18 protein-coding genes are annotated in these 24,887 nt (G+C 70.3%); 7 read left to right on the top strand and 11 right to left on the bottom strand.

Annotated features, from left to right (window positions below):
• Position 1 precedes the first annotated feature (1 nt).
• The 5 genes from FE263_RS00355 to FE263_RS00335 all read right to left on the bottom strand — a co-directional run bounded on the left by FE263_RS00355 (position 2) and on the right by FE263_RS00335 (position 7,007).
• Complete coding sequence (locus FE263_RS00355; protein ID WP_138323982.1) at positions 2 to 1,351, bottom strand: TldD/PmbA family protein; 1,350 nt, start codon at positions 1,349 to 1,351, stop codon at positions 2 to 4.
• Positions 1,348 to 2,613, bottom strand: coding sequence for a M16 family metallopeptidase (locus FE263_RS00350; RefSeq protein ID WP_138323981.1), 1,266 nt, complete (start codon positions 2,611 to 2,613; stop codon positions 1,348 to 1,350). The genes FE263_RS00355 and FE263_RS00350 overlap by 4 nt, the downstream gene beginning before the upstream one ends.
• 36 nt (positions 2,614 to 2,649) lie before the next feature.
• Positions 2,650 to 4,050, bottom strand: a complete 1,401-nt coding sequence (gene thrC, locus FE263_RS00345; RefSeq protein WP_138324845.1) for a threonine synthase — start codon at positions 4,048 to 4,050, stop codon at positions 2,650 to 2,652.
• A 63-nt stretch (positions 4,051 to 4,113) separates the two neighbouring features.
• The gene (locus FE263_RS00340) at positions 4,114 to 5,301 is read right to left on the bottom strand and encodes an L-dopachrome tautomerase-related protein (protein WP_171033857.1); all 1,188 of its coding nucleotides are present in this window, start codon (positions 5,299 to 5,301) and stop codon (positions 4,114 to 4,116) included.
• Positions 5,302 to 5,510: 209 nt separating this feature from the next.
• Complete coding sequence (locus tag FE263_RS00335) at positions 5,511 to 7,007, bottom strand: carboxypeptidase M32 (RefSeq protein ID WP_138323979.1); 1,497 nt, start codon at positions 7,005 to 7,007, stop codon at positions 5,511 to 5,513.
• A 124-nt stretch (positions 7,008 to 7,131) separates the two neighbouring features.
• On the opposite strand from FE263_RS00335, the gene FE263_RS00330 reads away from it, so the two are divergent.
• The 4 genes from FE263_RS00330 (at position 7,132) to FE263_RS00315 (ending at position 11,642) form a co-directional block, all read left to right on the top strand.
• Positions 7,132 to 9,066, top strand: a complete 1,935-nt coding sequence (locus FE263_RS00330) for a tetratricopeptide repeat protein (protein WP_138323978.1) — start codon at positions 7,132 to 7,134, stop codon at positions 9,064 to 9,066.
• A gap of 9 nt (positions 9,067 to 9,075) precedes the next feature.
• Positions 9,076 to 9,900: a TIGR04325 family methyltransferase gene (locus FE263_RS00325; RefSeq protein ID WP_138323977.1), complete on the top strand. Its 825-nt coding sequence runs from the start codon at positions 9,076 to 9,078 to the stop codon at positions 9,898 to 9,900.
• A gap of 10 nt (positions 9,901 to 9,910) precedes the next feature.
• Positions 9,911 to 10,294 (top strand): TIGR03067 domain-containing protein, encoded by a 384-nt coding sequence (locus tag FE263_RS00320; RefSeq protein ID WP_138323976.1) that lies wholly within the window; start codon positions 9,911 to 9,913, stop codon positions 10,292 to 10,294.
• Between the two features lie 73 nt (positions 10,295 to 10,367).
• A complete protein-coding gene (locus FE263_RS00315) occupies positions 10,368 to 11,642 on the top strand; it encodes an MFS transporter (RefSeq protein WP_138323975.1) in 1,275 nt (424 codons plus the stop codon).
• A 22-nt stretch (positions 11,643 to 11,664) separates the two neighbouring features.
• Here FE263_RS00315 and FE263_RS00310 read toward each other — a convergent pair whose 3' ends face one another.
• Positions 11,665 to 12,597 (bottom strand): LysR family transcriptional regulator, encoded by a 933-nt coding sequence (locus FE263_RS00310; protein WP_240758914.1) that lies wholly within the window; start codon positions 12,595 to 12,597, stop codon positions 11,665 to 11,667.
• Between the two features lie 125 nt (positions 12,598 to 12,722).
• Between FE263_RS00310 and FE263_RS00305 the strand changes: the two genes are divergently transcribed.
• On the top strand, positions 12,723 to 13,655 hold the full coding sequence (locus FE263_RS00305) for an MBL fold metallo-hydrolase (protein ID WP_138323973.1): 933 nt from the start codon (positions 12,723 to 12,725) through the stop codon (positions 13,653 to 13,655).
• Positions 13,655 to 14,638, top strand: coding sequence for an alpha/beta hydrolase (locus FE263_RS00300; protein ID WP_138323972.1), 984 nt, complete (start codon positions 13,655 to 13,657; stop codon positions 14,636 to 14,638). The genes FE263_RS00305 and FE263_RS00300 overlap by 1 nt, the downstream gene beginning before the upstream one ends.
• Before the next feature lie 49 nt (positions 14,639 to 14,687).
• On the opposite strand, the gene FE263_RS00295 is transcribed toward FE263_RS00300, so the two are convergent.
• The 4 genes from FE263_RS00295 to FE263_RS00280 all read right to left on the bottom strand — a co-directional run bounded on the left by FE263_RS00295 (position 14,688) and on the right by FE263_RS00280 (position 22,417).
• Positions 14,688 to 15,728, bottom strand: coding sequence for an alpha/beta fold hydrolase (locus FE263_RS00295; RefSeq protein ID WP_138323971.1), 1,041 nt, complete (start codon positions 15,726 to 15,728; stop codon positions 14,688 to 14,690).
• Between the two features lie 54 nt (positions 15,729 to 15,782).
• A complete protein-coding gene (locus tag FE263_RS00290) occupies positions 15,783 to 18,707 on the bottom strand; it encodes a [protein-PII] uridylyltransferase (protein ID WP_138323970.1) in 2,925 nt (974 codons plus the stop codon).
• A gap of 129 nt (positions 18,708 to 18,836) precedes the next feature.
• A complete protein-coding gene (mutS, locus tag FE263_RS00285) occupies positions 18,837 to 21,473 on the bottom strand; it encodes a DNA mismatch repair protein MutS (protein WP_138323969.1) in 2,637 nt (878 codons plus the stop codon).
• An 11-nt stretch (positions 21,474 to 21,484) separates the two neighbouring features.
• The gene (locus FE263_RS00280) at positions 21,485 to 22,417 is read right to left on the bottom strand and encodes a LysR family transcriptional regulator (RefSeq protein ID WP_138323968.1); all 933 of its coding nucleotides are present in this window, start codon (positions 22,415 to 22,417) and stop codon (positions 21,485 to 21,487) included.
• A 116-nt stretch (positions 22,418 to 22,533) separates the two neighbouring features.
• Here FE263_RS00280 and FE263_RS00275 point away from each other — a divergent pair, with 116 nt between their 5' ends.
• Positions 22,534 to 23,238 carry an SDR family NAD(P)-dependent oxidoreductase gene (locus FE263_RS00275; RefSeq protein WP_138323967.1) on the top strand — a complete coding sequence of 235 codons (705 nt, stop codon included), beginning with the start codon at positions 22,534 to 22,536 and terminating at the stop codon, positions 23,236 to 23,238.
• Positions 23,239 to 23,428: 190 nt separating this feature from the next.
• Here the strand turns inward: FE263_RS00275 and FE263_RS00270 are convergent, their stop codons facing one another.
• Positions 23,429 to 24,778, bottom strand: coding sequence for an outer membrane beta-barrel protein (locus FE263_RS00270; RefSeq protein ID WP_138323966.1), 1,350 nt, complete (start codon positions 24,776 to 24,778; stop codon positions 23,429 to 23,431).
• Positions 24,779 to 24,887 lie beyond the last annotated feature (109 nt).

Here is a 24,887-nt window from a genome sequence, read left to right as displayed (position 1 = left end):
CTCAGGCCCCCGCCACCGTCAGTCCGTCGATCCGGATCGTCGGCGCGTCGGTGCCGCGCCGGAACGTGAGGTCGTTCGCCGGCGTCATTTCCGCCAGCATCGGCAGCAGGTTCCCGGCAACCGTGATCTCGGCCACCGGCTCGGCCAGCGCGCCGTCGCGGATCATGAAGCCGGAGGCGCCGCGGCTGTAGTCGCCGGTGATGCCGTTCACCGCCGAGCCCATCATCTCGGTGATGTAGAGCCCCTCGCGTATGTCGGCCATTAGCTCGGCCGGCGTCAGCGCTCCCGGCGACAGGCTGAGATTTGTGATGGACGGGCCGGGCGGCGAGGACGGGCCGCGCGAGGCATGGCCGTTGGTGGCGAGGCCGAGCTGCCGGGCGCTGCGGCCGTCGAGCACCCAGCTCCGCAGGATGCCGTCCTCGACCAGCACCAGTGCACTGGTCGCAACCCCTTCGCCGTCGAACGGGCGCGAACGCAGGCCACGCCGGCGACGCGGATCGTCGGTCACATGCAGCCCCTCGCGGAGGATGCGGGCGCCCATGCGGTCCTTCAGGAACGAGGTTCCGCGCGCCACCGCGGCGCCGTTGATGGCTCCGGCGAGATGGCCGAGCAGGCTGCCCGATACGCGCGGGTCGTAGACCACCGGCATCCGGCCGGTCTTCGGCTTGGTCGGATGCATGCGCGCCACCGCACGCTCGCCGGCGCTGTGGCCGATCGTCGCCGGATCGTCGAGATCCTCCAGGAACACCACGCTGTGGCCATCGTAGTCGCGCTGCATGGTGGTGCCGGACCCGGCCAGCACCGCGGCCGAGACCGAATGGCTGGTGCGTGCATAGCGGCCGGTGAAGCCGCGTGAGGTCGCCAGCACCACCTCGGTGCGGCCGAAGCTGGCGGAGGCGCCGAGCGAGTTGGCGACGCCCGTGACCGCCAGCGCCGCCGCCTCGGCGATGCCGGCGCGCGTCACCAGGGCAGCCATGTCCGGCTCGGTCGGATCCGCGAGCTCGAGCCCGGCGGCATCGAAGATCCCGGGCGCGGATGCGTCGCACAGGCCGGCCCAGCGATCCTCCGGCACCACCCGGGCCATCGCGATCGCCTGCTCCGCCAGCGCCTCGAAGCGCGACGGATCCAGGCTGGTGGCCGAGACGATGGCGCTGCGCCCGCCCACGAACACGCGCAGGCCGACATCGCTGCTCTCGGAGCGCTCCAGCTCCTCGGTCTTGCCCTGACGCACCTGCACGCCAACCGCAGTGCTGCGTATCAGCACCGCATCCGCGGCATCAGCCCCGGCACTCCTGGCGAGCGAAACCAGGCGTTCGATCAGGCCCTCGCCGGCGTCCGTTGCACCGCTCATGCCGCGAGCTTGTCAGCGATGTCGCCCAGGGTCGGGATGTGCGTGGCCGGGCCGATCGAGGCGAGCGTCGGCGTTCCGCGGAACAGCCTCGCCGCGGCACGCTGCACGTCCTCGATGCTCACCGCGTTCAGCTTCGCCACCGTCTCCGCGGTCGGGATCAGCCGGCCGAAGATCTGCAGCTGGCGGGCAAGCTGCTCGCAGCGCGAACCGGTGGATTCCAGCGACATCAGCAGGCTGGACTTCACCTGCGCGCGGGCGCGGTCGAGCTCGTCCTGGCGGATGGCGTGCTGCACCTTGTGCAGCTCCTCGATGGTGACCGGCAGCAGGTCGCGCGCCTCGTCCTCGCCGGTGCCGGCATAGATGCCGAACAGGCCGCCATCCATGAACGGCGAGTTGAACGAATACACCGAATAGACCAGCCCGCGCTTCTCGCGCACTTCCTGGAACAGCCGCGACGACATGCCGCCGCCGAGCAGGGTGGAGAGCAGCAGCACCGGGTAGTAGTCGGCATGGCCGTAACCGACGGACGGAAAGCCGAGCACGATATGCACCTGGTCGAGTTCGCGCTGCTCGCGGAACTCACCGCCCTTGTAGGTGCCGGGAAGCAGCGCCTCCGGCGTGCTGGTGGTCAGCCCCGCGAAATGCCGCTCGGCGAGCGTCACCACCTGCTCGTGGTGCAGGTTGCCGGCGGCGGCCACCACGACGTTGCCGGTGGTGTAGTGCTGGCGCATGTAAGCGGTCAGCGAGCTGCGCTGCATGTTGCGTATCAGGCTGTCGGTGCCAAGCGTCGGCCGGCCCATCGGCTGGCCCGGGAAGGCGGCTTCCTGGAAATGGTCGAAGATGATGTCGTCGGGCGTGTCGTTGGCCTGGCCGATCTCCTGCAGGATCACGCCGCGCTCGCGCTCCAGTTCCTCGGGCGCGAAGCTGCTGTTGGTCAGGATGTCGCCGATGATGTCGGCCCCCAGCGCCAGGTCCTCCTTGAGCAGCTTCACGTAGTACGCGGTCTGCTCGCGTGCGGTGTAGGCGTTGATGTGGCCGCCGACATTCTCGATCTCCTCGGCGATCTGCGCCGCCGACCGGGTCGCGGTGCCCTTGAAGGCCATGTGCTCGAGGAAGTGCGAGACGCCGTTTTCTTCCGCCGCCTCGTTGCGCGTGCCGCTGGCGACATAGGCGCCGAAGGAGACGGTCTCGACCCGGTCCATGCGCTCGCTGACGACGAGCAGGCCGGAGGGCAGGCGGGTCACGTTGATGAGGTCGTTCATAGGGTTCCTAGAGGGGAGCGGAGAGCAGTCGTACGGTCAGGCGGCGTTCTTGAACAGGGCGGCACGAACCGCCGCCTCGACGGCGTCGAGCCGGTTCGGCACGCGGCGGTAACGTTCCTCACGCTCATACAGGTCGGCGAGGTGCGGCGGCAAAGCCGGAACGAGGCCGGTGGCGCGCCGGATCGCCTCGGGGAACTTGGCGGGATGCGCGGTGCCCATCGCGATGGTGGGGATGCCCGCCACCGCATGCCGCCGGCCGGCCTCGATGCCGATGATGCTGTGCGGGTCGGCGAGATAGCCTGCTTCGTCATGCAGGCGGCGGATCGCCCCGGAGGTCGCGTCGTCGTCCAGGCTGAGACCGTGGAACAGGGCGCTGGCCTTGCGCCAGGCGGCGTCCGGCACCTGCATGCGGCCGGTCGCGCGAAAGCCGGTCATGATGCGCGCGCAGGCCGCGGCGTCGCGGTCGAGCAGCTCGAACAGCAGGCGCTCGAAGTTCGAGCTGACCTGGATGTCCATCGAGGGCGACAGGCTCGGCGTCACGTCGCGCATGCTCATGTCGTTGCCGGCAAGGAAGCGCGCCAGGATGTCGTTGTGGTTCGAGCCGATGGCGAGGTGGCGCACCGGCAGGCCCATGCGACGCGCCGCCCAGGCCGCCAGCACGTTGCCGAAATTCCCCGTGGGCACCGCGAAGCAGACCTCGCGGTCGGGTGCGCCCAGGGCCAGGGCTGCGGCGACATAGTACGGGATCTGCGCCGCCACCCGGGCCCAGTTGATCGAGTTCACCGCCGACAGCTGCATCTCGGCGCGGAACGGCGCGTCGGCGAACATCGCCTTCACCAGGTCCTGGCAGTCGTCGAAGCTGCCGTCGATGGCGAGGTTGTCGATGTTGCGCGACAGCACCGTGGTCATCTGCCGGCGCTGCACCTCGCTGGTGCGGCCCTCCGGATGCAGGATCACCACCTGGATGCGCTCGCGGTCGCGGCAGGCCTCGATGGCGGCCGAGCCGGTATCGCCCGAGGTGGCGCCGACGATGGTGACGCGCGCATCCTCGCGTTCCAGCACATGGTCGAACAGCCCGCCGAGCAGCTGCATTGCCATGTCCTTGAAGGCCAGCGTCGGCCCGTGGAACAGCTCCTGCACGAACAGCTCGCCATCGAGCTGCACCAGAGGCACGATGGCGGGGTGGTTGAAGCCGGCATAGGCGCGCCCGCACAGGCGGCGCAGCGTTGCCTCGTCGATGGAGCCGGCGGCGAACGGCGCCAGGATGCGGGTGGCGAGCTCCTGATACGGCAGGCCGCGCAGCGCGCGCCAGTCGTCGGGCCGCAGGGTCGGCCAGGTCTCGGGGACATAGAGGCCGCCATCTTCGGCAAGGCCGGCCAGCAGCACGCCCGCGAAATCGCGAACCGGGGCCTGTCCGCGGGTGGAGACGTAGCGCATCGTGTCGGTCATACGCCGTCACACATAGCCCCGGTGCAGGCTAAAGCGAAGTGCATGGCAGCATCATCGGTCGTGATGGGCTGGCGCCGGCTGCGGTTGCGGCAGGTGCAGGGCGTACAGTCCCACCGGATACTGGATCTGCGAGTGGTTGTGATGGAATACCGCCGCGCGGTCGAGCTGCGGCACCGGCAGGGTGAGCACGCCGCCCTGCAGGAACGGCGCATCCGCCCAGTGCAGGCGCGGATCCCGGATGATGGTGGCAAGCCGGCGCCCGGGATCGAGGCTGAGCACGCTGTCGTTCTCGACATCGTCCAGGTAGAGCGTGCCGTCCGGCCCGATGGCGGTGCCGCCGAGCGCAGGCGTGTCGTACCAGAACTCCACGCCCGCCGCGACCGCCTGCGTGGTCGCCTTCGGATCGTCCAGCAGCGCGGTGGCGATCCGGTACAGCGGGCCGCAGAGCGGCTGGTAGTACAGGTAGGCGCCGTCCGGGGTGACCTCCAGCTGGTCGGCGTGGATCATGACCGGCTTGTTGTCCGGGCCCTTCAGGGTCTCGCCATCCACCACGATCGGCCGCTGGGCGGTGGTCGACGGATCGTGGTCCAGCACGCGCCGCGCATGCCCGGTGGCGAGGTCGAGCACGATCAGGCCAGGTGAGCCCGCATCGGTGATGTAGGCGAGCGAGCCGTGGAAGCGCACGTCGTCGATCATGCTCTTCGGCGCCAGCACGTCCGGCGGCAGGACGTAGACACGGCTGACCTTGTTGGTGGCGAGGTCGATGCGCACCAGCTTGGTGGCCCCCGGCAGCGGCTGCCTGCCGAAGCCGGGGGCGCCGGTATCGACTGCCCACAGGCTGTTTTCGGGGCCCAGATGCACCGCGTTCAGGTCGACGAAGCCCTGCGCCGGGTCCGTCTTCGCGGTGGCGCTCCAGTCGTTCCAGCCGCTGCCGGGATAGGCGGTCAGGCTGTCGGTGTGGTTGGCCTCGTCGTGGTTCAGGATTGCGAGCGACGGGCCGGGCGAGCCGGTGATGCGCGGGAATTCGACGAAGATGCGGCCGTCGGGCGCGATCGCGACGCCATTCCAGGACAGCTTGTCGCTGCTGCCGAGCAGGGTCAGCCGGTCGGCAGGAGCGGCTTCGGGGGGCGGCGGGGATTGCGGAGCCGGCGTGGGCGGCGGCGAGACCGGCGGCGGGTCGGCACGTGCCGGATTTGTGACCAGCGCCAGCGCCAGCGCGAGCGCCGCAACCTCATGCAAGCGTGACGGGACGTCCATCTTCCGACATGAACCCGACCGGTGCCGGCATCTTATCGACCACATAGGCGCACTCATCCACAAGGATCCAAGGCCGTGGCGAAGCTGGTTCTCATCACCGGAATGCTGGTTACCTTTGCCGTCGGCACCGTGTTGGTAGGCGAGACCGGGGCCGCCGCCAGCACCGCACTGATGCTTGCGCCGGACTGAGTTCAGGCCGCGTCCAGATACCGGCGACGCAGATGACGCTGGTAGATGGAGGCAGTCAGATCGAACCCGGTGGCGTCGCGCACGATCTCCGCCGTCCCGACCGAGCTTCCGCGCTCGTGCACATTCGGCCTTAGCCAGTCGAGCAGCGGCCGGAAGTCACCCTGGACGAGCCGCGCCGGTATTTCCGGCTTGGCCCTGCGCGCGGCTTCGAACAACTGGGCGGCGGTGATGGCGCCGAGGGTATAGGTCGGAAAATAGCCCCACAGGCCGGCCGGCCAATGGATGTCCTGCAGGCAGCCGCGGCGGTCGTCCGGCACGACGATGCCGAGCAGGTCGCGGATCCCGGCATCGAAGGCTCCGGGCAGGTCCGCCAGGGCGAGGTCGCCGGCGATCAGTGCGGTCTCCAGGCGATAGCGCACCAGCACATGCGCCGGATACGTCACCTCGTCTGCATCGACGCGGATGAAGCCAGGCGAGACACGGGTCAGCCGGCGATGCAGGTTGTCCGCCTGCCACTCCGGCCCCTCCCTGTCGAACGCCTCGCGCACCAGCGGCGCCAGGAACTCGACGAACTCGCGGGAGCGGCACGCCTGCATCTCGATCAGCAGCGACTGGCTCTCGTGCATCGTCATGCCGCGCGCGCGGCCCGCCGGCTGCGCCAGCCACTCGCGCGGGCGGCCCTGCTCGTAGAGCGCATGACCGGTCTCGTGCAGCACGCCCATCAGGCTGCTGCCGAAATCGGCCTCGTCGTAGCGCGTGGTGATGCGAACGTCGTCGTTGCCGCCGCCGCAGAAGGGATGCGTGCTGGTGTCGAGCCGGCCGCGCCCGGTGTCGAAGCCGACCGCCCGCATCAGCCGTGCGGCGAGCCGGGTCTGCAGTTCGACCGGAAACGGACCCTGCAGCGGCAGCGGCGCCGGCAGCGCGGACTGGTGTTCGAGCACCTGCCCGAGCAGCGCCGGCAGCCCGGCGGCGAGGTCACGGAAGACCGGATCGATCAGCGCCATGCGGTTGCCGGGATCGTACAGGTCGAGCAGCGCGTCGTACGGGGCGAGCCCGAGCGCCGCGCCCTTGGCCTGCGCCACGTCGCGCTGGCGCAGCAGCACCTCCTGCAGCAGCGGCAGCAGCGCCTTGAAGTCGCTGTTCGCACGTGCCTCCCGCCAGGCACGCTCGCAGGCCGAGTTGGCGCGGGAGGCGGCGTCCACCAGATCCGCCGGAACCGCGCTGGAATGGGCGTGCAGCCGGCGCATCTCGGCGAGGTTGGCGCGCTGCCAGGCGTCGAGCCCGTCGCCTGCCGCGGAGGCGTCCTGCAGCAGGTCCGGCATGTCCGGCCCGGTCATCAGCTCGTGCGCGATCACCGACAGCGTGGCGACCTGCCCGGCGCGTTGCCCGGCGGCGCCGGCCGGCATGATGGTGTCGTTGTCCCAGTTCAGGATGCCAAGGGCGCTCTCGACGTCGCTGATCCGGGCGAAGCGCTTCTCCAGTGTCCGGTAGGCCTGCATCCTGTCCGCCTTCGCCGCTAGTGTGCGGGCCAGCCATAACAGGACGGTGCAGGTGACGTGAAGGCTGGGGCGACGTGAAGGCTGGGGCGACGTGAAGGCTGGGGCGACGTGAAGGACGGGCGACGTGAAGGAAGCCGGCTTGTCGGGTAGTGGAACGAACGGTCATGCCGGCAGCGACCACCGGCGTCGACGCGAGGCCGACCGTCTGGCGGCGCAGGCGATGCGGGTGCACCGCGCCGATCCGGGCGGCGCGCGGCTGCAGGATGCCGAACGTCTCTGGCAGGCGGCGCTGGCGCAACTGCCGTCGCATCCGGCCAGCCTGCACGGGCTCGGGCTGGTGGCGCAGCAACGCGGCCGGTTCGACATTGCCATCGGGCTGATCGGGCAGGCCGTTGCCGCCGAGCCTATGCAGGCCGACTACACGATCTCGCTCGGGCTTGCGCTGCTGCAGCAGGGCCATGTCGAGGAGGCGCGCGCCGCCCTGCACATCGCCTGCCTGCGCGCGCCACGCGATGCGCGCGCCTGGCGCGGGCTGGCCCAGGCGCTGCGCCGTCTCGGGAGGATGCAGGAAGCAGAGGCAAGCCTGCGCCATGCCCTGGCGCTCGATCCGGAGGATGCCGGCGCCTGGCTGTCCCTGGGCGGCGTGCTGCAGTCCGGGCGGCGGCTCGCCGAAGCGGCCACGGCGTTCCGCGAGGTGACCCGGCGGTTGCCGGCCGATCCATTGGGATGGCATGCGCTGGCGACCGTGCTTGGCGAGGCCGGCGATGCCGAGGGTGCCGGACAGGCATTCCGGCAGGTCTCGCTCCTGCTGCCCGACGATGCCGCCGCACGCGCCAACCTCGCCACCGCCCTGTGGGCGCAGGATCGCCTGGAACAGGCGCTGGAGCAGTTCCGCGCCGCGTTGCTGGTGGCCCCCGACGAGCCGGCCACGCTGAGCGGCCTGGGGCTGGTCCTCATGGGGCTCGGCGAAACCGTGGAAGCCGAGGCGGTGTTGTCGCGCGCCTCCGGCATGGCGCAGGGCAATGCGGCCATCGCGGTCAATCACGGCACCGCGCTGGCCGCCCTCGGACTGCGCCGCGAGGCCGAGGCGGTGTTCGCCCATGTGCTGGAGCGCGAGCCCGGTCATCCCGCCGCACGCTTCAACCATGGCACCGCGCTGCTCTCGCGTGGCGCGCTCGCCGAGGGCTGGGCCGGCTTCGAGGCGCGTCGGCAGCTCGGCCGGCACCCACTGGAGCCGCTTGCGCCATGGGACGGCGAACCGTGCGCCGGCCCCGTGCTGATCCGCGCCGAGCAGGGCCTGGGCGACACCATCCAGTTCCTGCGCTGGGTGCCGCTGGCAGCCGGGCGGGCAACCCTGCTGCTGGAGCTTCCCGCCGGCATGCACGATCTGGTCCGGCAATCCGGCCTCGATCGGGGAGCCGTGCTGAGAGCCCCGGACGATGCCGGCCCTGATGAAGGCGATGCCCCGGTGGCGGCGGCCGGGCTGCTGAGCCTGCCGCATCTGCTGCAGCGCCCGGCGCCACCGCCGTTCCGCCTTCGCGCCGACCCGGCCCGGGTGGCGTACTGGCGGGAGCGGCTGGCGGCGGGCCGGTCGGCGCGGCTGGTCGGGTTGTGCTGGGCCGGCTCGCCCGGCTACCGGTTCGATCGCCAGCGCTCGATGAAGCTCGCTTCGCTGGCGCCGCTCGGCAGCGTTCCCGGTGTGCGCCTGGTCTCGCTGCAGGCGGGTGCCGCCGCCGCGCAGGCCGCGCCGACTGGCCTCTCCCTGCTGCGGCCGGCACTGCCCGAGGACTGGGCGGAGACGGCGGCGCTGGTGTCGGCGCTCGACCTGGTGATCACCGTCGACACCGCGATCGCGCATCTCGCGGGCGCTCTCGGCGGGGCGACCTGGCTGCTCGATCGTTTCGGTGGCGATTGGAGATGGGGCGCCGGTTTTGCCCATGGTATGACCTGGTACCCGGGCCTGCGCCGATTCGGCCCGGACGAGTGGTCGCCGCCGGCCCGCGCCTGGGACGCGGTGGTGTCGCGCGTCCACGATGCGCTGGAGAAAGAATTTGCGTGAGGGCAGAGCATGAGTTTGCAGTCGATGGCGCGGATCGCCCTGGCGCGCACCAGGATCGGTTCCGCGATGCGACGCCTGCCGCTGGTTGAACCCGTCTACATCCGGCACGCCGCCAACCGGCGTGACAACACCGGTCTGCAGTGGGGGATCTACTCCTCCTATGGCGAGGCATTCGCGTCGATCCCGAAACGCCGCCCGGGTGGCTGGGATCATGAGGCGGCAGCCGGGATGTGGGTCGATTACGTCGCCCCTGTGCGTCCGAGCACCTACCCGATCCTGTTCTGGCTGCGGATGCTGCTGCAGCCGGATGTCCGGCTGGTCGATCTCGGCGGCAGCATCGGACTGACCTACTACGCGTATCGCAAATTCGATGCGCTTCCGGAAGGGTTGAGCTGGCGGGTGGTCGAGGTGCCGCACATCTCGGCGCAGGGACGCGAGGTGGCGGTCCGGGAAGCGGCGACCGGCTTGAGTTTCGAGAGCGACCTGGCGAGGGCAGGTGCATGCGACATCCTGCTCGCGGCGGGCGCGCTGCAATACATGGAGCGGTCCATTCCCGGCGTGCTGGAGGATCTCGGGTCCCGGCCGCGATACATCCTGGTCAACAAGGTGGCACTGTCGCAGAAGCCGGAATTCTTCACGCTGTCGAATTATGGACCGGGCATCGCGCCCTACCGGATCTTCAACGAAGCTTGCTTCCTCGAGTATTTCCGGCAAGCCGGCTACGTCATCAGGGACCGCTGGATCGTCAACGACATGGCCTGCGATATCCCGTTCTACCCGGAGCACACGGTGGCAGAATTCGCCGGGTTCTGCTTCGAGCGCACCGCCAGCTGATACGGTGACGATGCAGCCCCATGACACCGACCTGGCTGACCTGCAGGGTAACTGGGAACAGGTCGATCTGCAGGTCGACGGCGTCCCGAACCCGGCGGATTGCTTCACTGCGGACGGCGCGCTCACCACCATCAGCGCCGACCGCTTTACCGTGCGAACCGCCGACGGCGTGGTGCTGCTCGAAGGCCGCTTCATCCTCGATGCATCGAAGGTGCCGAAGTCGATCACCTGGATCGACGCGATCGGGGCGGACGCCGGTCGTCCGCTGCCGGCCAGCTACGTGCTCGAGGCCGACCGCTTCGTCTTCATCGCCGCAGACGCCTGCGCGCCCCGTCCGACCGTGTTCCAGACCGTTCGCGGCCAGGTCATGCGGACCTTCATCCGCCGCCGGTAGTCGCACGCGCCAACCTGCCGGCGAACCCGCACCGCCTGCACGCCTTATCGCCCGACCAGCGGAGTAATGTCGAATGGCAGAGGCAATACGACCAGGCGCCTCGGTGCAGCATGATGCCCGGACGCCGTTGCAGCTGCTGATGCCGTATTGGCGGGTAACCCTCGCGGCGTTCCTGGGCTGGTTTCTCGATGCCTTCGACCAGGTGGTGCTGCTGCTGGCGCTTCCCGATATCGGCCGCAGCCTGCATGCCAGCCTCACCGCCATGGGCCTGGTCATCGCCGCGCAGAGCGTCGGCCGGGTGCTCGGCAATACCGGCTGGGGCTGGCTCGCCGATCGCTACGGCCGCAAGCTCACCTTCATGATCGGCATTGTCTGGTTCGCGTTGTTCTCCGGATTGTCCGGCCTCGCCTGGAGCTATGCCGCGATGGTGGCGATCCAGTTGCTGTTCGGGATCGGTTTCGGCGGCGAATGGACGGCGTCCGCGACCCTGCTGATGGAAAGCGTGCCGGCGCGCGCCCGTCCGCTGGCCTCCGCAATCATGATGTCGGGCTACGAGGTCGGCTTCTTCGCCGCCGCCGCCGCGCAGGCGGTGATCCTGCCACGCTATGGCTGGCGGATGTTGTTCTTCATCGGCATCCTGCCGGCCCTGCTTGCCATCTTCATACGCATCGGTGTTCCGGAAAGCCCGGTCTGGCTCAAGCTCCGCCGCGATATGGCGTCCGGCGCCGCCACCAGCCAGAAGCGGGAACCAGCCTGGTTCCGGCTTACTCCCGCGGCCCTTCAGGCGCTGGCCTTCATGGCGTTCCTGCAGTTCCAGAATGCGGCGATCTACAGCTTCTATCCGACGCTGCTGCGCACCGTGCACGGCTTCACACCGGAGAGCGTGTTTCCGGCGGTCGCCGCCTACTGCATCGGCTCGATGATCGGAAAGCCGCTGTGCGGCTGGGCCGCCTCCAGGTTCGGCGAGCGCACCACGCTGTTCGTCTACCTGGTGATCACCGTGCTGGCCATCGTGCCGTTCGCCGGCGGCACCGCCTTGTGGATGCTGCTCGGCGCCGCCTTCGTCATGGGCATGTTCGGCAACAGCGTGTTCGCGCTGGTGCCGCATTATCTTGCGCAGCGGTTTCCATCGCAAAGCCGTTCGCTCGGCATGGGCGTCAGCTACGCCTTCGCTGCGGGCGGCCAGGGCATCGCCGGTTTCGTGGTCCCGTGGGGCGGCGGGATCGTCGGCCTCGCGCGTGCCATGGAGGTATGCGTGATCGCAGGCTCGCTGGTGGTCGGACTGGTTGCGGCGCGGCAACCGGCCGAGCTGCCCGGTGCACACATGGAAGGCGACGACACCGGCTGATCCCCCACCGCCAGGCAGGACATCAGGCGGTGGCGCCGGCAATCCTGTAGAGCAGGTCGCGCAGCCATGCATGCCCCTGCTCCTCCTGGTTGCGGGCGTGCCAGAGGGCGACCAGCTGCGATCGCGGCAGTTGCAGCGGCGGCTCGAACAGCTCGAGATCGCCAGCGTGGCGGCGCAGCAGGCGGCTGGGCAGGGTGCAGATGCAGTCCGACTGCGCCACGATCAGCGGCGCCAGCCCGTAGCTCTGGATCGACAGGGCGACGCGGCGCGAGCGGCCGAGGCCGGCCAGCGTGCGGTCGACCAGGCTGCCGAAGCCCGCTCCGGCGGTCGAGACCACCAGGTGGTCGAGGGCGCAGAACGCGTCCAGGTCGAGCGGCCCGCTGCCGCGCGGATGGCCCTTGCGCTGCGCGGTCAGGAACTCGCTCTCGAACAGGGCACGACCGACCAGCGTGCCGCTGCCCTGCTCCGATGGCGCCACCAGCAGATCCACCGAGCCGTCCTCGAGCAGGTCGACGATCTCCGGCTTCGGATAGACGAAGGCGAGACGCACCGACGGGGCCTCGGCAAGCACCGAAGCGGCCAGACCGGGTGCCAGTACCGCCGCCGGCTGCTCCTGCATGGCGAGCACGAAGGTGCGTCGGCTGGCCGCCGGGTCGAAGGCATCCGGTGTCTGCAGCATGCCGCGCAGCAGGCCGAGGGCGTCCGTTAGCCTGTCCCGCAGCTCGAGGGCACGTGGCGTCGGCACCATGCCGCGTCCGGTCGAAGCCGGCACGAACAGTGGATCGTCGAACAGATGACGCAGCCGGTTCAGCCGCGCCGACAAGGCCGGCTGGCTGAGGCCGAGCCGGATCGCCGCCCGGGTGACGTTGTTCTCATGCAGCAGCGCCTCGAGGGCGAGCAGCAGGCCGAGGTCGGCGTCCGCCAGGGTAGCCGGTGCGGGTGGCGCAGGCATCATCGGCGCAGGCATCCACCTGATTGATCGGTCCCATGGACGCCGGCCGGGTGCAATCCGCAAGCTCGCATCGATACGTTCCGCGTCGAACCCGAGCCCACCCTCGATGATCCGGAAGAAGGCCATCCATGCCCGCTGCCAACCCCGTCTATCGCATCGGCGATGTCTCCATCACGCGCATCGACGAGATGGTGCTGCGTGGCGCGCCACCGGAGCGGCTCTATCCCGACGCCGGGCCCGCAGCGTGGGCGCATCACCTGGACCGGCTGGGCCCGGGCTCGTTCGACCGCAACGGCGCAACACTGGTGCAGAGCACCCATTGCTGGCTGCTGCGCACGCCGAGGCACGTCATCCTCATCGACAGCGCCACCGGCAACGACAAGGAGCGCCCCGCCGCACCTGCGCTCCACCGGCTGCAGGAGCCATTCCTGCAGCGGCTGGCAGCGGCCGGCGTGCAGCCGGACGACGTCGACTTTGTCCTGCTGAGCCACATCCATTCCGATCACGTGGGCTGGAACACCGTGCTGCGCAACGGCGAATGGAAGCCGACCTTCCGCCGCGCCCGGCACGTCGTCTCGGCCATGGAAAACGCCTACAACGCCTCGCTCGAGCGCGGCGAACAGCCCGATCCCGGGAAGGTCGCGCCGGGGCTCGGCGCGATGCGGAGCCGGCCCGCGCCGGGCGTCTACACCGACAGCGTGCTTCCGGTCCTCGAGGCGGGACTGGTCGATCTCATCGCGGTCGACGGGCATGAGGTGGTGGACGGCCTGTCCTACCTGCCCACGCCGGGGCACAGCATCGATCATGCGTCGATCCGCCTGGTCTCGGCTGGCGAGGAGGCGCTGTTCGGCGGGGATATCATGCACCATCCGCTGCAGGTCTACGAACCCGGCCTGAACTCCTGCTATTGCGAGTTTCCCGAGGCGGCCACCCGCTCGCGCAAGTGGGCGCTCGACGAGGTCGCCACACGCGACATCCCGCTGTTCACCACGCATTTTGCCGAAACCTCGGTCGGACGCGTACGTCGCGAAGCCGACGGCTTCGGCTGGAGCTTCATCTGATGCCCGATGCAATCGCAGCCATCGCGATCGACGACCTGATGATCCCGAGCGACACGCCGGGTATCGAACTGCATCTCCGGCGCAAGCACGTACCATCCAGTGCCCCGTTTGCCGCCGGGCGCACCGTGGTCCTGGTGCACGGCGCCACCTACTCCTCCGGCAGCCTGTTCGACGTGCGCCTCGGCGGGCTTTCGTTCATGGACCATCTCGCCCTGCAGGGTTTCGACGTCTACGGCCTCGACGTGCGCGGCTATGGCGGCTCGACGCGGCCACCGGAGATGGACGAACCGCCACAGAACCATCCGCCGCTCGGCGTCACCGAAACCGGCGTCCGGGACCTGGCGAGCGCGGTCGGCTTCGTCACCGCGCGCAACCGGATCGACCGGGTCAACCTCGTCGCCATGTCCTGGGGTGGCTCGGTCGCGGGCGCCTATGCGAGCCGCAACAACGACAGCGTCGTGCGCCTCGCGCAGGTCGCCCCGCAATGGCTGCGACACGGCCCGGGCACCCTCGACGCCGGCGGTCCGCTGGAGGCTTACCGGCACGTCGTGGTCGCAGACATGCAGGCCCGCTGGCTGGGTGCCGCGCCGGAAGATCACAGGAGCAGCCTGACCCCGCCAGGATGGTTCGAGACGTGGGCGGCGGCGTCGCTCGCCAGCGATCCGTCGGGGGCCGCCAGCGGGACCATGCGCGCGGTGAACGGCCCGATCCTCGACATCCGGAACTACTGGAGCGCCGGCCGGCCGTTCTACGATCCCGGTGCGATCGTGGTGCCGGTCCTGCTGGTGCATGCGGAATGGGACGCCGATGTGCCGCTCGACGCCGCGCGCGCCTATTTCGGCATGCTGCGCGGCGCGCGCTACCGGCGCTGGGTCGAGATCGGCGAGGGCACGCACATGGTGCTGCTCGAACGCAACCGCATGCAGGCGTTCGACGCGATCAGCAGCTTTCTCCTGGAGGACGAGCCGATGGCGGTCTGGTGACTGGTGGTCCGGGAGCGCAATCGGTCATCGAGAGGCCGCGCATTGCAGTTCAGGGTCTGGTCTCATTCCTCCTGGCAGCCGAAACGACGTCCCGCACAGCCTGCGCGACTGCATCGGGCTTGTCGTTCTGGATGAAATGGCCGCTTCCGGAGACGACGATGCTTATGCCGGCGCTCGACAGTTGTGCGAGCCGGTCATGTCCTTGCTTCCACGTCTGCCAGAACCGGGCCTGCTCGAGCTGCGTGAAGCCGCCCACGGGCGCGGGGTGGTGCTCCGCCGTGAGAACGATGAGCGGAAGGTCGCCAAGCGCACGCAGCGGCGCGGGAAACTCCCTGTCGTCCCGGGTGAGGCCATCACGGCCGATGCCGAAACTACATTCCAGTTCGGAGAGGTTCGCGGCTTCGTAGGGCTTCTGCATGTAGATCCTGCGCAGCGACCGCCGGAGTATCGAGGGATCCTCCGGTGGCGTCGAAACGCATTCGGGAGCCTTGGCGATCGTGCTTCGACCGGCCTGCTCTGCCATCGCGAGGCAATGTCTGCCGGTATCGATCAAGCCGGATGCCCAACGCTGGAGCGCGGCGGTCGTGGCGGATGCGAGACCATATCCTGCGTAGTCCTGTTGACCGGGAAAGCCCGGGTCCACCAGCACCAGACCGCCGATCTCGTCGGCATGGCGTTCGGCGTAGAGCGTGGCGTACAGGCCGCCGTTCGAATGGCCGACGATGACCGGATGCTGTCCGAGCGCAGCCTTTGCGATCAGGCGATGCAGGTCATCCACGGCCGCTTCCGCATCGGACGGCCGCCGTGCCGGGTCGCTGTACCCGTAACCCGCGCGATCGTACGCGCAGGTTCGTGTCCTGCCGGCCAGTCGCTGCTGTATGCGCCACCAGTCGGCAGTGCTGCCGCCGGATCCTGCCTCGAGGATGACGGTCGGGGTACCGTCTCCGATGCAGAAGAGGTTCAGGCGGCGCCCACCCCCGACGCTGATCCGCCGCTGCGGGTGGGAATATCCGATGGCGTTGTCGGCTGGCGATGCCGCGGCCGGCACGATGGCCAGGAGGGTGAGCAGGAGAGCGGCGCGAATCGTCATCGGAGCCACGCCGGTGCAACCAGGATCGTCAAGGTCGGGATCCGATGGAACGCGTCAGGCCGCCTCGGTGCCGTTCTTGCTGCGTCGCACCGCGCCGGAAGCTGGCAGCACCACCGCTTCCTCGGCGCGTGTCAGCACCAGCAGCAGCGCCTCGCGCAGGTCGTGCAGCTTGCGCTCGTTGGACACCTTCAGGCCGAACACGTCCTTGACGTAGAACACGTCGACCGCGCGCACGCCGTAGGTGGTGATGTGGGCGGAGGCGATCTGCATGCCCTGCTGGCTCATCGCGTTGGTGACGTCGTGCAGCAGGCCCGGGCGGTCGCGGCCGTTCACCTCGATGACGGTGTGGGTGTTCGACGCACGGTTGTCGATCACCACCCGCGGCGGCACGTGGATCGCCCGCATGCGCCGCGCCATCACGCCGCGCGACGCCTTCGAGATCTCGCCGGCGAGATCCAGCCGGCCGGCCAGCGCCTGCTCGACCAGGCTCGACAGCCGGGCGAGGCGATGCGGTGCATCGAAGGTGCCGTCGGTGGCGTCCTGGATCCAGAACGTGTCCAGCGCCATGCCGTTGGTCATGGTGTGGATGCGCGCATCGACGATCGAGGCGCCCGCCACCGCCAGCGCGCCGGCGATATGCGAGAACAGGCCGGCATGGTCGTTGGTGTAGACGGTCACTTCCGTGACGGCGCGGGCCGGCAGCGGCTGCGTCTCGACGGTCAGCGCCGACGCCCGCTGCTCGCTGTCGCGTATCATGCGGGCATGGCGCTGATGCGCCTCGCTGTCGAACGAGAGCCAATAGCCGCCATAGCCCAGCGACAGGAAGCGCTCGGTCTCGGCCTCCGAGAAGCCGTCCTCCTGCAGCAGCGCGGTGGCCTCGTCCTTGGCGCGCGCAACCCTTATGTCGCGCTCGGTGGTGGCGAGGCCGCCGGCCAGCACTTCGGCGACGCGCGTGTACAGTTCGCGCAGCAACGCCGCCTTCCAGGCGTTCCAGACCTTGCCGGACACCGCGCGCATGTCGACGATGGTCAGCAGCAGCAGCAGCTTGAGCCGCTCCGGCGACTGGATGGTGTCGGCGAGATCCAGGATGGTCTTGGGATCGTCGATGTCGCGCCGGAACGCGGTCTGGCTGAGCAGCAGGTGATGCAGCACCAGCCAGGAGACGGTCTCGGTTTCCTCGGCGGTCAGGCCGAGCTGTGGACAGATCTCGAGCGCCAGCTCGGAGCCGAGTTCGGAATGGTCGCCGCCGCGTCCCTTGGCGATGTCGTGCAGCAGCGCCGCGACATAGAGCGCGCGGCGCGACTGCAGGTCCTCGACCAGGCCGTTGGCCACCGGAGTCTCGTTGGCCAGCGCGCCGGCTTCCAGCGTGCCGAGGATACGCACCGCCTCGATGGTGTGCTCGTCGACGGTGAACACATGATAGGTGTCGAACTGCATCTGGCCGACGATGCGCGACCAGGGCGGGATCAGCCGGCCGAGCAGGCCGGTCTCGTTCAGCACATGCAGCCAGCGCGCGCCATGCGGACGGCCCGGAACCTCGACCGGAGCGGGCTGCTTGCGGTCGCGCGGCGGCACCGTGGGCGCCTCCCGGCCGGCGGCGGCGGCAGCCTCGCGGCGGGCCGGGCGGTCGCCGCAGATCAACGACAGCAGCAGGGCGGCGGCCTCCGGATCGCCACGCAGGGTGGCGGCGCGGCGCTCGCACCGGATCAGCTCGTGCATCGCCATCGGATGCAGCGGCAGGTTGCGCTCGCGGGCCAGCGCCAGCAGGCGCAGCATGCGGATCGGATCGCGGTCGAAATCGGTTTCCGGCGCCGGCAGGATCTGGCCATCGGACAGCATGAAGCCGGCGGCGCGCATCGCGGCATCGGTCTCGCCGGCCTGCGCCGGAGTGCCCAGCGCCTGCCGCAGCACCGCCGGCTCCAGCACATGGGTGAGGCGCATCACCTCGCGTGCGGTGAGGAAATAGTGCCGCATGAAGCGCTCGACACCGACCTGGCGGCCATGGCGGGTGTAGCCCATGCGGGCGCCCACCACCGGCTGCATGTCGAAGGTGAGGCGCTCCTCGGCGCGGCCGGCGATGTAGTGCAGGTGGAAGCGCACCGTCCACAGGAAGTCCCACGACCGGCGGGCGCGCTTGGCTTCCTGCTCGGTCAGCAGTCCGCCGCCTGCCTGGTCCGCACCCTGCGCCGCGATGCCGACCAGCTGGCGCGGCTCGCCGCGGCCGAACACGTAGCGGCACAGCCAGTACAGCGTCTGCATGTCGCGCAGTCCGCCGCGGCCTTCCTTGATATTGGGCTCGACCAGGAAGGGGCTCTCGCCGTAACGCTCGTGACGCAGGCTGCGCTCGCGCTGCTTGTCGGCGATGAAGCCGGCCGGCCCCGCCTCCATGCAGGCGACGATGTAGCGGGCCTGGAACATCGCGAACAAGGCGGCGTCGCCGCTCAGCAGCCTGGCATCCAGCAGGGTGGTGCGGACGGTGGTGTCGACCGCCGCCTCCTCGATGCATTGCGCGACGGTGCGGGTGGCGTGCCCGACCTTGAGGCCGAGATCCCACAGGAAATACAGGATGAACTCGATGGCGCCGAGAACCGACGGGGAGGGCGCCTCCTCGGTCAGGAACAGCAGGTCGATGTCGCTGAACGGCGCCAGCAGGCCGCGGCCATAGCCGCCGGTGGCGCCGATGCTGATCGCCTGCGGCGGCTCGGCAGGATCGGCTTCGTCCGCAAGCCGGGAGACGGTGTATTCGTGAAGGGCGACGATCAGCCCGTCGGTCAGGGCCGAGAGCTGGCTCGCCGCTTCGACGCCGGACAGCGACTGGCTCTCGAAGCTGTCGCGCACGGACTGCTGGATGCGCGACAGATGGCGGCGGAACAGGCCGAGCGCCACGTCGCGCGGCACCGGGCCGGTGGCATCAGCCGGACGAGCCAGCGCCGCCGACAATACAAGCTGCGCCTCGCGCAACGCCTTGCCGTGCCTCATCGTATCGGGTTCCGCGATCCGCGCAGCGTCCGGCCCGGGGGCGGGGCGCCCGGCATCGCTGCGTGCGCTAGGGTTTGAGGTCGGCATCCCTTCGACCCTAGCGCAGATGCCTCCCGCGGGACAGGCGCATCATGCAGTGCGGCATGAACCGTTGGTCAGGATCCCGGCCTGGTGGCGGAGGCGATACAGTGCCTCCAGCGCCTCGCGTGGCGTCAGGGTGTCCGGATCGATCGCCGCCAGGGCCTCGGCGAGCGCGTGGTCCGGCGGCGCCTCCACCGGGTCCGCTTCCGGCGCCGTTGCGAGGCCGGCGAACAGCGGCAGCGGCGCAGCGTTGCGCGCATGCTCGCGCTCGAGATCGGCGAGCAGCCGGGCCGCGCGCCCGACCACCGCCTCCGGCACCCCGGCCAGCCGCGCCACGTGCACGCCCCAGCTGCGCCGCGCGGCGCCGCGCACCACCTCGTGCTGGAACACCACCTGGCCCTTCCATTCGCGCACGCTCATGGTGTGCGGCGCGAGCCTTGGCAGGCTCTCTGCGAGCTGCGCCAGTTCGTGGAAATGGGTCGCGAAGATGGTGCGGCAGCGTGTGCTCGAATGTAGCGCCTCCAGCACCGCCCAGGCGATGGCGAGCCCGTCCAGCGTCGCGGTGCCACGGCCGATCTCGTCCACCACCACCAGCGAGCGCGGCCCGGCCAGGTTGAGGATGGCGGCGGTCTCGGTCATCTCGACCATGAAGGTGGAGCGGCCCTGCGCCAGGTCGTCCGAGGCGCCGACGCGGCTGAACAGCCGGTCGACCACCCCCAGCTCGGCCTTTGCCGCCGGCACCGGCAGGCCGGCCTGCGCCAGGATGATCGCGAGCGCGGTCTGCCGCAGGAAGGTGGATTTGCCGGCCATGTTCGGCCCGGTCAGCAGCATGGTGCGACGCTCCGGCGACAGGTCGCAATCGTTCGGCGTGAAGCGCTGCGACCGCGGCAGCGCCGCCTGCACCACCGGATGCCGGCAGGCGAGAAGCCGGAAGGCGTCGCCATCGTCGACCTCCGCCCGGCACCAGTCGCCGCCGGCGGCGAGGCGGGCGGCCGATTGCAGCACGTCGAGCAGCGCCAGCGCGTCGGCCATCGGCGGCAGCGCGGCCTCGGCGAGCGCCTGTCGCACCAGCGTGTCGAACACCAGCCGCTCGCGGGCCACCGCGCGCCCGGCCGCCTCGCCGATGCGGCGGTCGAGTTCGGCAAGCTCGTCGGTGCCGTAGCGCACCAGGCTCGCGGTGCCCTGGCGCAGCACCAGTCCGGGCTTGTTCGCCAGCGCCTTCGCCGCCGACGCGGCGACCTCGATGACGTAGCCGAGCTGGCTGTGATGGCGGATCTTCAGGCTGGCGACGCCGAAGCGCTGCGCATAGTCGTTCTGCAGGCCAGCGACCACGCGCCGGCTGTCGTCGCGCAGCGCCCGCTCGGCGTCCAGCTCACCGTCATGGCCGGCGGCGATCGCGCCGCCATCGTCGAGCCGTGCCGGCAGGTCGGCGGCGAGCGCGCGGGCGAGCAGGTCCTGCAGGTCGCGACCGTGATCGAGCAGGCCGGCGAGGCGTGCGACCAGCGCCGCCTGCTCCCCGTTTCCAAGTGCCGCGAGGGCCTCGCGGGCGGCGAACAGCCCGTCCCTGATGGCGGCGAGGTCGCGTGGCTGGCCGCGTCCCAGCGACAGCCTTCCGAGCGCGCGTGCGATGTCCGGCGCGCCACGCAGCGCGCCCCGCAATGCGGTGGCGGCCCCCGGCTCGGCTGCGAGCCAGCCCCAGCCCTGCTGTCGTCCGGCGATCGCCGCCGGGTCGGTGAGCGGCGATGCGATCCAGCCCGCCAGCATCCGGCTGCCGGGAGCGGTCAACGTGTGATCGATGGCGGCGAACAGGGTGTGCCTGTCGCCGCCGTCGCGGGCGCGCAGCAGGTCGAGGCTGGCGCGGGTGGCCGGGTCCATGCCCAGCGTGGCGCGGTCGGCCTGCGGTGCCGGACGCGACAGCCGGGGTGTCGACCCGGCCTGGGTGCGCCGGACATAGTCGAGCGCCAGGGCGGCGGCCATCGCCTCGGCGTCGTCGAAGCTGCCGAAGGCGTCCAGGCTGGCCGCGCCGAAGGCTTCCGCGAGGCGGGCGCGGGCTGCGAGCGGCGGCGGAGGCGGCGCCGGCGGCGCGCGTCTTGGCTCGTACTCGTCGAGCACGATGTCCGGGGCGGCGAGGATCTCCGCCGGATCGAGCCGGCCGAGCAGCTCGGCGAGCGTGCCGCGGGTCACGCAGGCGGTCTCGAACAGGCCGGTGGAGATGTCTATCCATGCTGCGCCCAGCATGGTGCGTCCGGACGCCGCGCGGGGCACCGCCGCGGATGCCAGCGCCAGCAGCAGGTTGGGCCGGCCGGCCTCGAGCAGGTCGTCCTCGGTCAGCGTTCCGGCGGTGATCAGCCGCACCACCGCGCGCGCCAGCGGACCCTTCTGGCCGGGGCGGGGCTTCTCGGTCTGCTCGGCCACCGCCAGCCGGAAGCCGCGCCGGATCAGCCGCGAGACATAGGCGCTGGCGGCGGCGACCGGCACCCCGCACATCGGGATCGGGGCCCCCGCATGCTGCCCGCGCGCGGTGAGTGCGATGTCGAGCGCGCTCGCGGCGGCCTCGGCGTCGGCGAAGAACAGCTCGTAGAAGTCGCCCATGCGGAACAGCAGCAGCGCGTCCGGATGCGCGGCCTTGAGGGTGAACCACTGGGCGATGGCGGGCGAGGCGCCATCCGGCGAGGGAAGCGTCATGCGGCGGGGTTCTAGCAGGCGGCCGTCCGGTCCGGAACCGGCCCCTGCACGCGGCAGACCTCGCGCACCAGGCCGCGCAGCCAGCGATGCGCCGGGTCGGCGTCGAGGCGCGGATGCCACATCTGCGACACCGTGATCGGCGCGGTGGGCACCGGCAGCGGGAAGGCAAGCACCGGCAGGCGCACGGCGCGGGCGAGGGCGATATACGAGGCGGTGACCAGCGCCACCAGGTCGGAGGCGGCGGCGATTGCCAGCGCGGCCGGAAAGCCCGGCACCACCACCACCACGCGGCGCGCGAGGCCCAGGGCTGCCAGCGCTGCGTCAACCGGGCCGTCCGGGCGCCCGCTGCGGGAGGCGACCACGTGCCCCCAGGCGGCGTAGCGCTCCGGGGTGATCCCGCCGGCCGCCAGCGGATGGCCTTCGCGCACCGCGCCGACGAAGCGATCTTGGAACAACGCCTGCACGCGCACTTCCGGACCGGTGCCGCCGGGCACGCCGATCTCCAGATCCACCAGGCCCTCGCGCAAGGGGCGCACATCCTTGTCGGGCTTGGCGGCGAAATGCAGGCCGATCCCCGGCGCCGCCTCCGTGGCCGCCGCCGCCAGCCGGGCCGCGAAGGCTTCCACGAAGCCCTCGCCGACGCGCAGGGTGAAGCAGCGCTGCAGGCCGCCGAGATCGAGCGCGGTGGGCGCCGGCCGCAGCAGCGAGCGGACCTCCCGCGCCGCCTGCGGCACGCGCTCGCGCAGCATGGCGGCGTGTGGCGTCGCCACCAGGCCGCGTCCGGCACGCACCAGCAACGGATCGCCGGTGGCGCTTCGCAGCCGGGAGAGGGTGCGACTCATCGCCGATGCGCTCAGGCCCAGCCGGCGCGCCGCCCCCGCGACGGACCCTTCCGACAGCAGCGCGTCCAGGGCAGTGAGGAGGTTCAGGTCGGTGTCCGGCATGGACAGACGCTAGCATGGCGCCCGGTGCAACAATCGACTGCGGCGCACGCGTCTACCGCAAGGTCCGGCGCAGGCCGATGCTCCGGGGATCCAGGAACCGGACAGGACACAGGACCATGCCAGACCCATCATCACCCGGAACGATCCTGCTCGTGGGAGCATCGCGCGGCCTCGGCCTTGCGATGGCGGAGCGCTATCTGCAGCGCGGCTGGACGGTGGTCGGCACGGTGCGCGGCGAGCGGACGAAGCTGCACGGCCTGCTCGGGGTGCACGCGGGCCGGCTTGAGATCCACACCGCCGACGTCACGGAACCCGACCAGATCGAGGCCTTGCGCGGTCGCCTCGGGCAGCGCCGGTTCGACATCCTGTTCGTCAACGCCGGCATCATCAACGAGGAGCCGGACGCCGCCGCGGGCACGGTGCCGGATGCGGAGTTCGTGCGGGTCATGCTGACCAATGCGCTCGGCCCGATGCGCGCCGTCGAGGCGTTGCAGGATCTCGTGCCGGCCGACGGCATGATCGGGGTGATGTCGTCCGGGCAGGGCAGCGTCGCCAACAACACCGTCGGGCGTCGCGAGGTCTATCGGGGCAGCAAGGCGGCGCTCAACAGCTTCATGCGCAGTTTCGCCGCAAGGCATGCTGGCGACCCGAGGACGATGGTGCTGATGGCGCCGGGCTGGGTGCGCACCGATCTCGGCGGGCCGGATGCGCCGCTCGCCATCGAGGACAGCGTGCCGAAGCTGATCGAGGTGCTCGCCGGCCTCCGTGGCGGCCCAGGCCTGCGCTATGTCGATTACCTGGGCCGCACCGTTCCCTGGTAGCCCGCTTCAGGAAATCGCCGGCGGTGCCGCGCCGGGTGGCCAGGGCCCTGATTCGTCCCTGGTCGACGCCGGACGATGCCGGTCGCAGACGCCATGGCCGTACTGCCCCAGGGATCACGCGCGGTGACCACCGGGGACGCGAACGGTTCCAGGCTGACAACCGGAACGACGGCAGCGTTGCTCCTGCGGTTCAGAAGCCCAGGATGACGTCGCCTCCGAAGGTGAAGTTTCCGGTCTGGGTGCCGGCGTCGTAGGCGCGTGTGCCACTGAAGGTCTTGTCCCAGCGGATCTCAGGGCGGAAGGCGAGCAGCGCCACGTGCGGGATCGACGGCTTGTAGGTGAGGCCGGCGGTGAACTCGCTGTAGGTGGCGCGCCCTGCGGTGAACGAGGTGTTCGAGATCCCCTTCAGGGCACGGATCGCATCGAGGTCGCCCGGGTAGGCGAAGACGAAGAAGCCGGCATTGTCGCGATACACCTCGGCGCGGCCGTTGGCGGTCCAGGTCGGGGTCAGCGCATAGGATATATACTGCGCGGCGCCGTAGCTGTCGGCGCCGTAGCCGTCATCGTGCTGGTAGTTCAGCTCGGTGACGAAGGTGAGCTTGCTGGTCGCCTTGTAGGTGGCGATGAAGTCGCTCTCGTAGCGCATCGCGCTGTTGGCGCTCGGCAGCACGAGGGTCGAGTTCTCGGGTCCGAGATGGGTCAGCTCGAGCAGGGTAAGCTTGCCGCCGAGCAGGTTGTTCAGCCCGACGCCGAACAGGCCGGCTGGCTCTGCGTTGTTGTCGCCGCCCCCGAAGGTCGTGCTCTCGCCGGTATCGACCTGGCCGTAGATGTCGAGCGTCGGGTTCACGTGCCACTCGGCGAGCAGGCCGGTGTGCTGGAACGGGCCGAAATTGAAGATGTAGGAGTGCGAGTAGAACGGATTGGTGCTCGGATCGATCGTCTCGTAGCCGATCGGGGTGACAAACTGGCCGAGCTTGAAATCGATGCCGCCCGCGGTGAGCCATGGTGCGTGCATCAGCGCGTTCGCCTGCAGCACGGTGAACTGGTAGCGGCTGTTGGTGGTGAGGTAGTTGAACTCGCCGTCGTAGTGCAGGTAGCGCACGTCGGTGCCGAAGGTGCCCTGCAGGGTGAAGCCGAAATCGTAGCCGGTGGCGCCGGAATTGATTGGCCGGGTCACCGTGGCCTGGATCTGGTTGAGCAGCACGGTGTTGGCCTTGTCGTCGAACAGGCGGCCGTAGTTGAGGCCGTCTGCGGGGCGGTCGCCGTTGCCCTGGATGCCGCCGTCGGCCTGCAGGCCCCAGGTGATCGTGCTGGCCCAGCTTCCCGGCGGCCCAGCCGGCGCTGCCGCGGTGGCAGGGGCAGGCCCGGCGGCGGGTGGTGTCGCGGCGCTCGAGGCCGGGTTCGGTACCGTCGTCGCGGGCGAGGCCTGGGGCACCGTCTGGGCCGACGCCGCGAACGGTCCGGCGGTGACTACGGCGACACCGAGATACAATGCCCGGCGGAACGAACGGCTGCTGCGTGCGGCCGTGAATGACGCCAAGTGAACTTGCTTCATTCTGCTTTCATCCTGTTGTGCGGCACCGGGCGGCGACACCTGCGCATCGACGTCGGGTTCCGGCAGCATCTTGCCATCCGGAGCCTGGAGCCGC

The sequence above is a fragment of the Lichenicoccus roseus genome (assembly GCF_005844085.1).
GTDB lineage: Bacteria > Pseudomonadota > Alphaproteobacteria > Acetobacterales > Acetobacteraceae > Lichenicoccus > Lichenicoccus roseus.
Note: the sequence above shows the minus strand (reverse complement) of the source record. Positions and strands in the feature narration are given on the sequence as shown.

Excerpts from the sequence above, each read along its gene's own strand:
- FE263_RS00325 (WP_138323977.1), top strand. The coding sequence starts at position 9,076 with ATGAGTTTGCAGTCGATGGCGCGGATCGCCCTGGCGCGCACCAGGATC.
- thrC (WP_138324845.1), bottom strand. The coding sequence starts at position 4,050 with ATGCGCTACGTCTCCACCCGCGGACAGGCCCCGGTTCGCGATTTCGCG.
- FE263_RS00280 (WP_138323968.1), bottom strand. The coding sequence starts at position 22,417 with ATGCCGGACACCGACCTGAACCTCCTCACTGCCCTGGACGCGCTGCTG.
- FE263_RS00310 (WP_240758914.1), bottom strand. The coding sequence starts at position 12,597 with ATGATGCCTGCGCCACCCGCACCGGCTACCCTGGCGGACGCCGACCTC.
- FE263_RS00315 (WP_138323975.1), top strand. The coding sequence starts at position 10,368 with ATGGCAGAGGCAATACGACCAGGCGCCTCGGTGCAGCATGATGCCCGG.
- FE263_RS00350 (WP_138323981.1), bottom strand. The coding sequence starts at position 2,613 with ATGAACGACCTCATCAACGTGACCCGCCTGCCCTCCGGCCTGCTCGTC.
- FE263_RS00320 (WP_138323976.1), top strand. The coding sequence starts at position 9,911 with ATGCAGCCCCATGACACCGACCTGGCTGACCTGCAGGGTAACTGGGAA.
- FE263_RS00295 (WP_138323971.1), bottom strand. The coding sequence starts at position 15,728 with ATGACGATTCGCGCCGCTCTCCTGCTCACCCTCCTGGCCATCGTGCCG.
- FE263_RS00335 (WP_138323979.1), bottom strand. The coding sequence starts at position 7,007 with ATGCAGGCCTACCGGACACTGGAGAAGCGCTTCGCCCGGATCAGCGAC.
- FE263_RS00305 (WP_138323973.1), top strand. The coding sequence starts at position 12,723 with ATGCCCGCTGCCAACCCCGTCTATCGCATCGGCGATGTCTCCATCACG.
- FE263_RS00290 (WP_138323970.1), bottom strand. The coding sequence starts at position 18,707 with ATGAGGCACGGCAAGGCGTTGCGCGAGGCGCAGCTTGTATTGTCGGCG.
- FE263_RS00275 (WP_138323967.1), top strand. The coding sequence starts at position 22,534 with ATGCCAGACCCATCATCACCCGGAACGATCCTGCTCGTGGGAGCATCG.
- mutS (WP_138323969.1), bottom strand. The coding sequence starts at position 21,473 with ATGACGCTTCCCTCGCCGGATGGCGCCTCGCCCGCCATCGCCCAGTGG.
- FE263_RS00355 (WP_138323982.1), bottom strand. The coding sequence starts at position 1,351 with ATGAGCGGTGCAACGGACGCCGGCGAGGGCCTGATCGAACGCCTGGTT.
- FE263_RS00300 (WP_138323972.1), top strand. The coding sequence starts at position 13,655 with ATGCCCGATGCAATCGCAGCCATCGCGATCGACGACCTGATGATCCCG.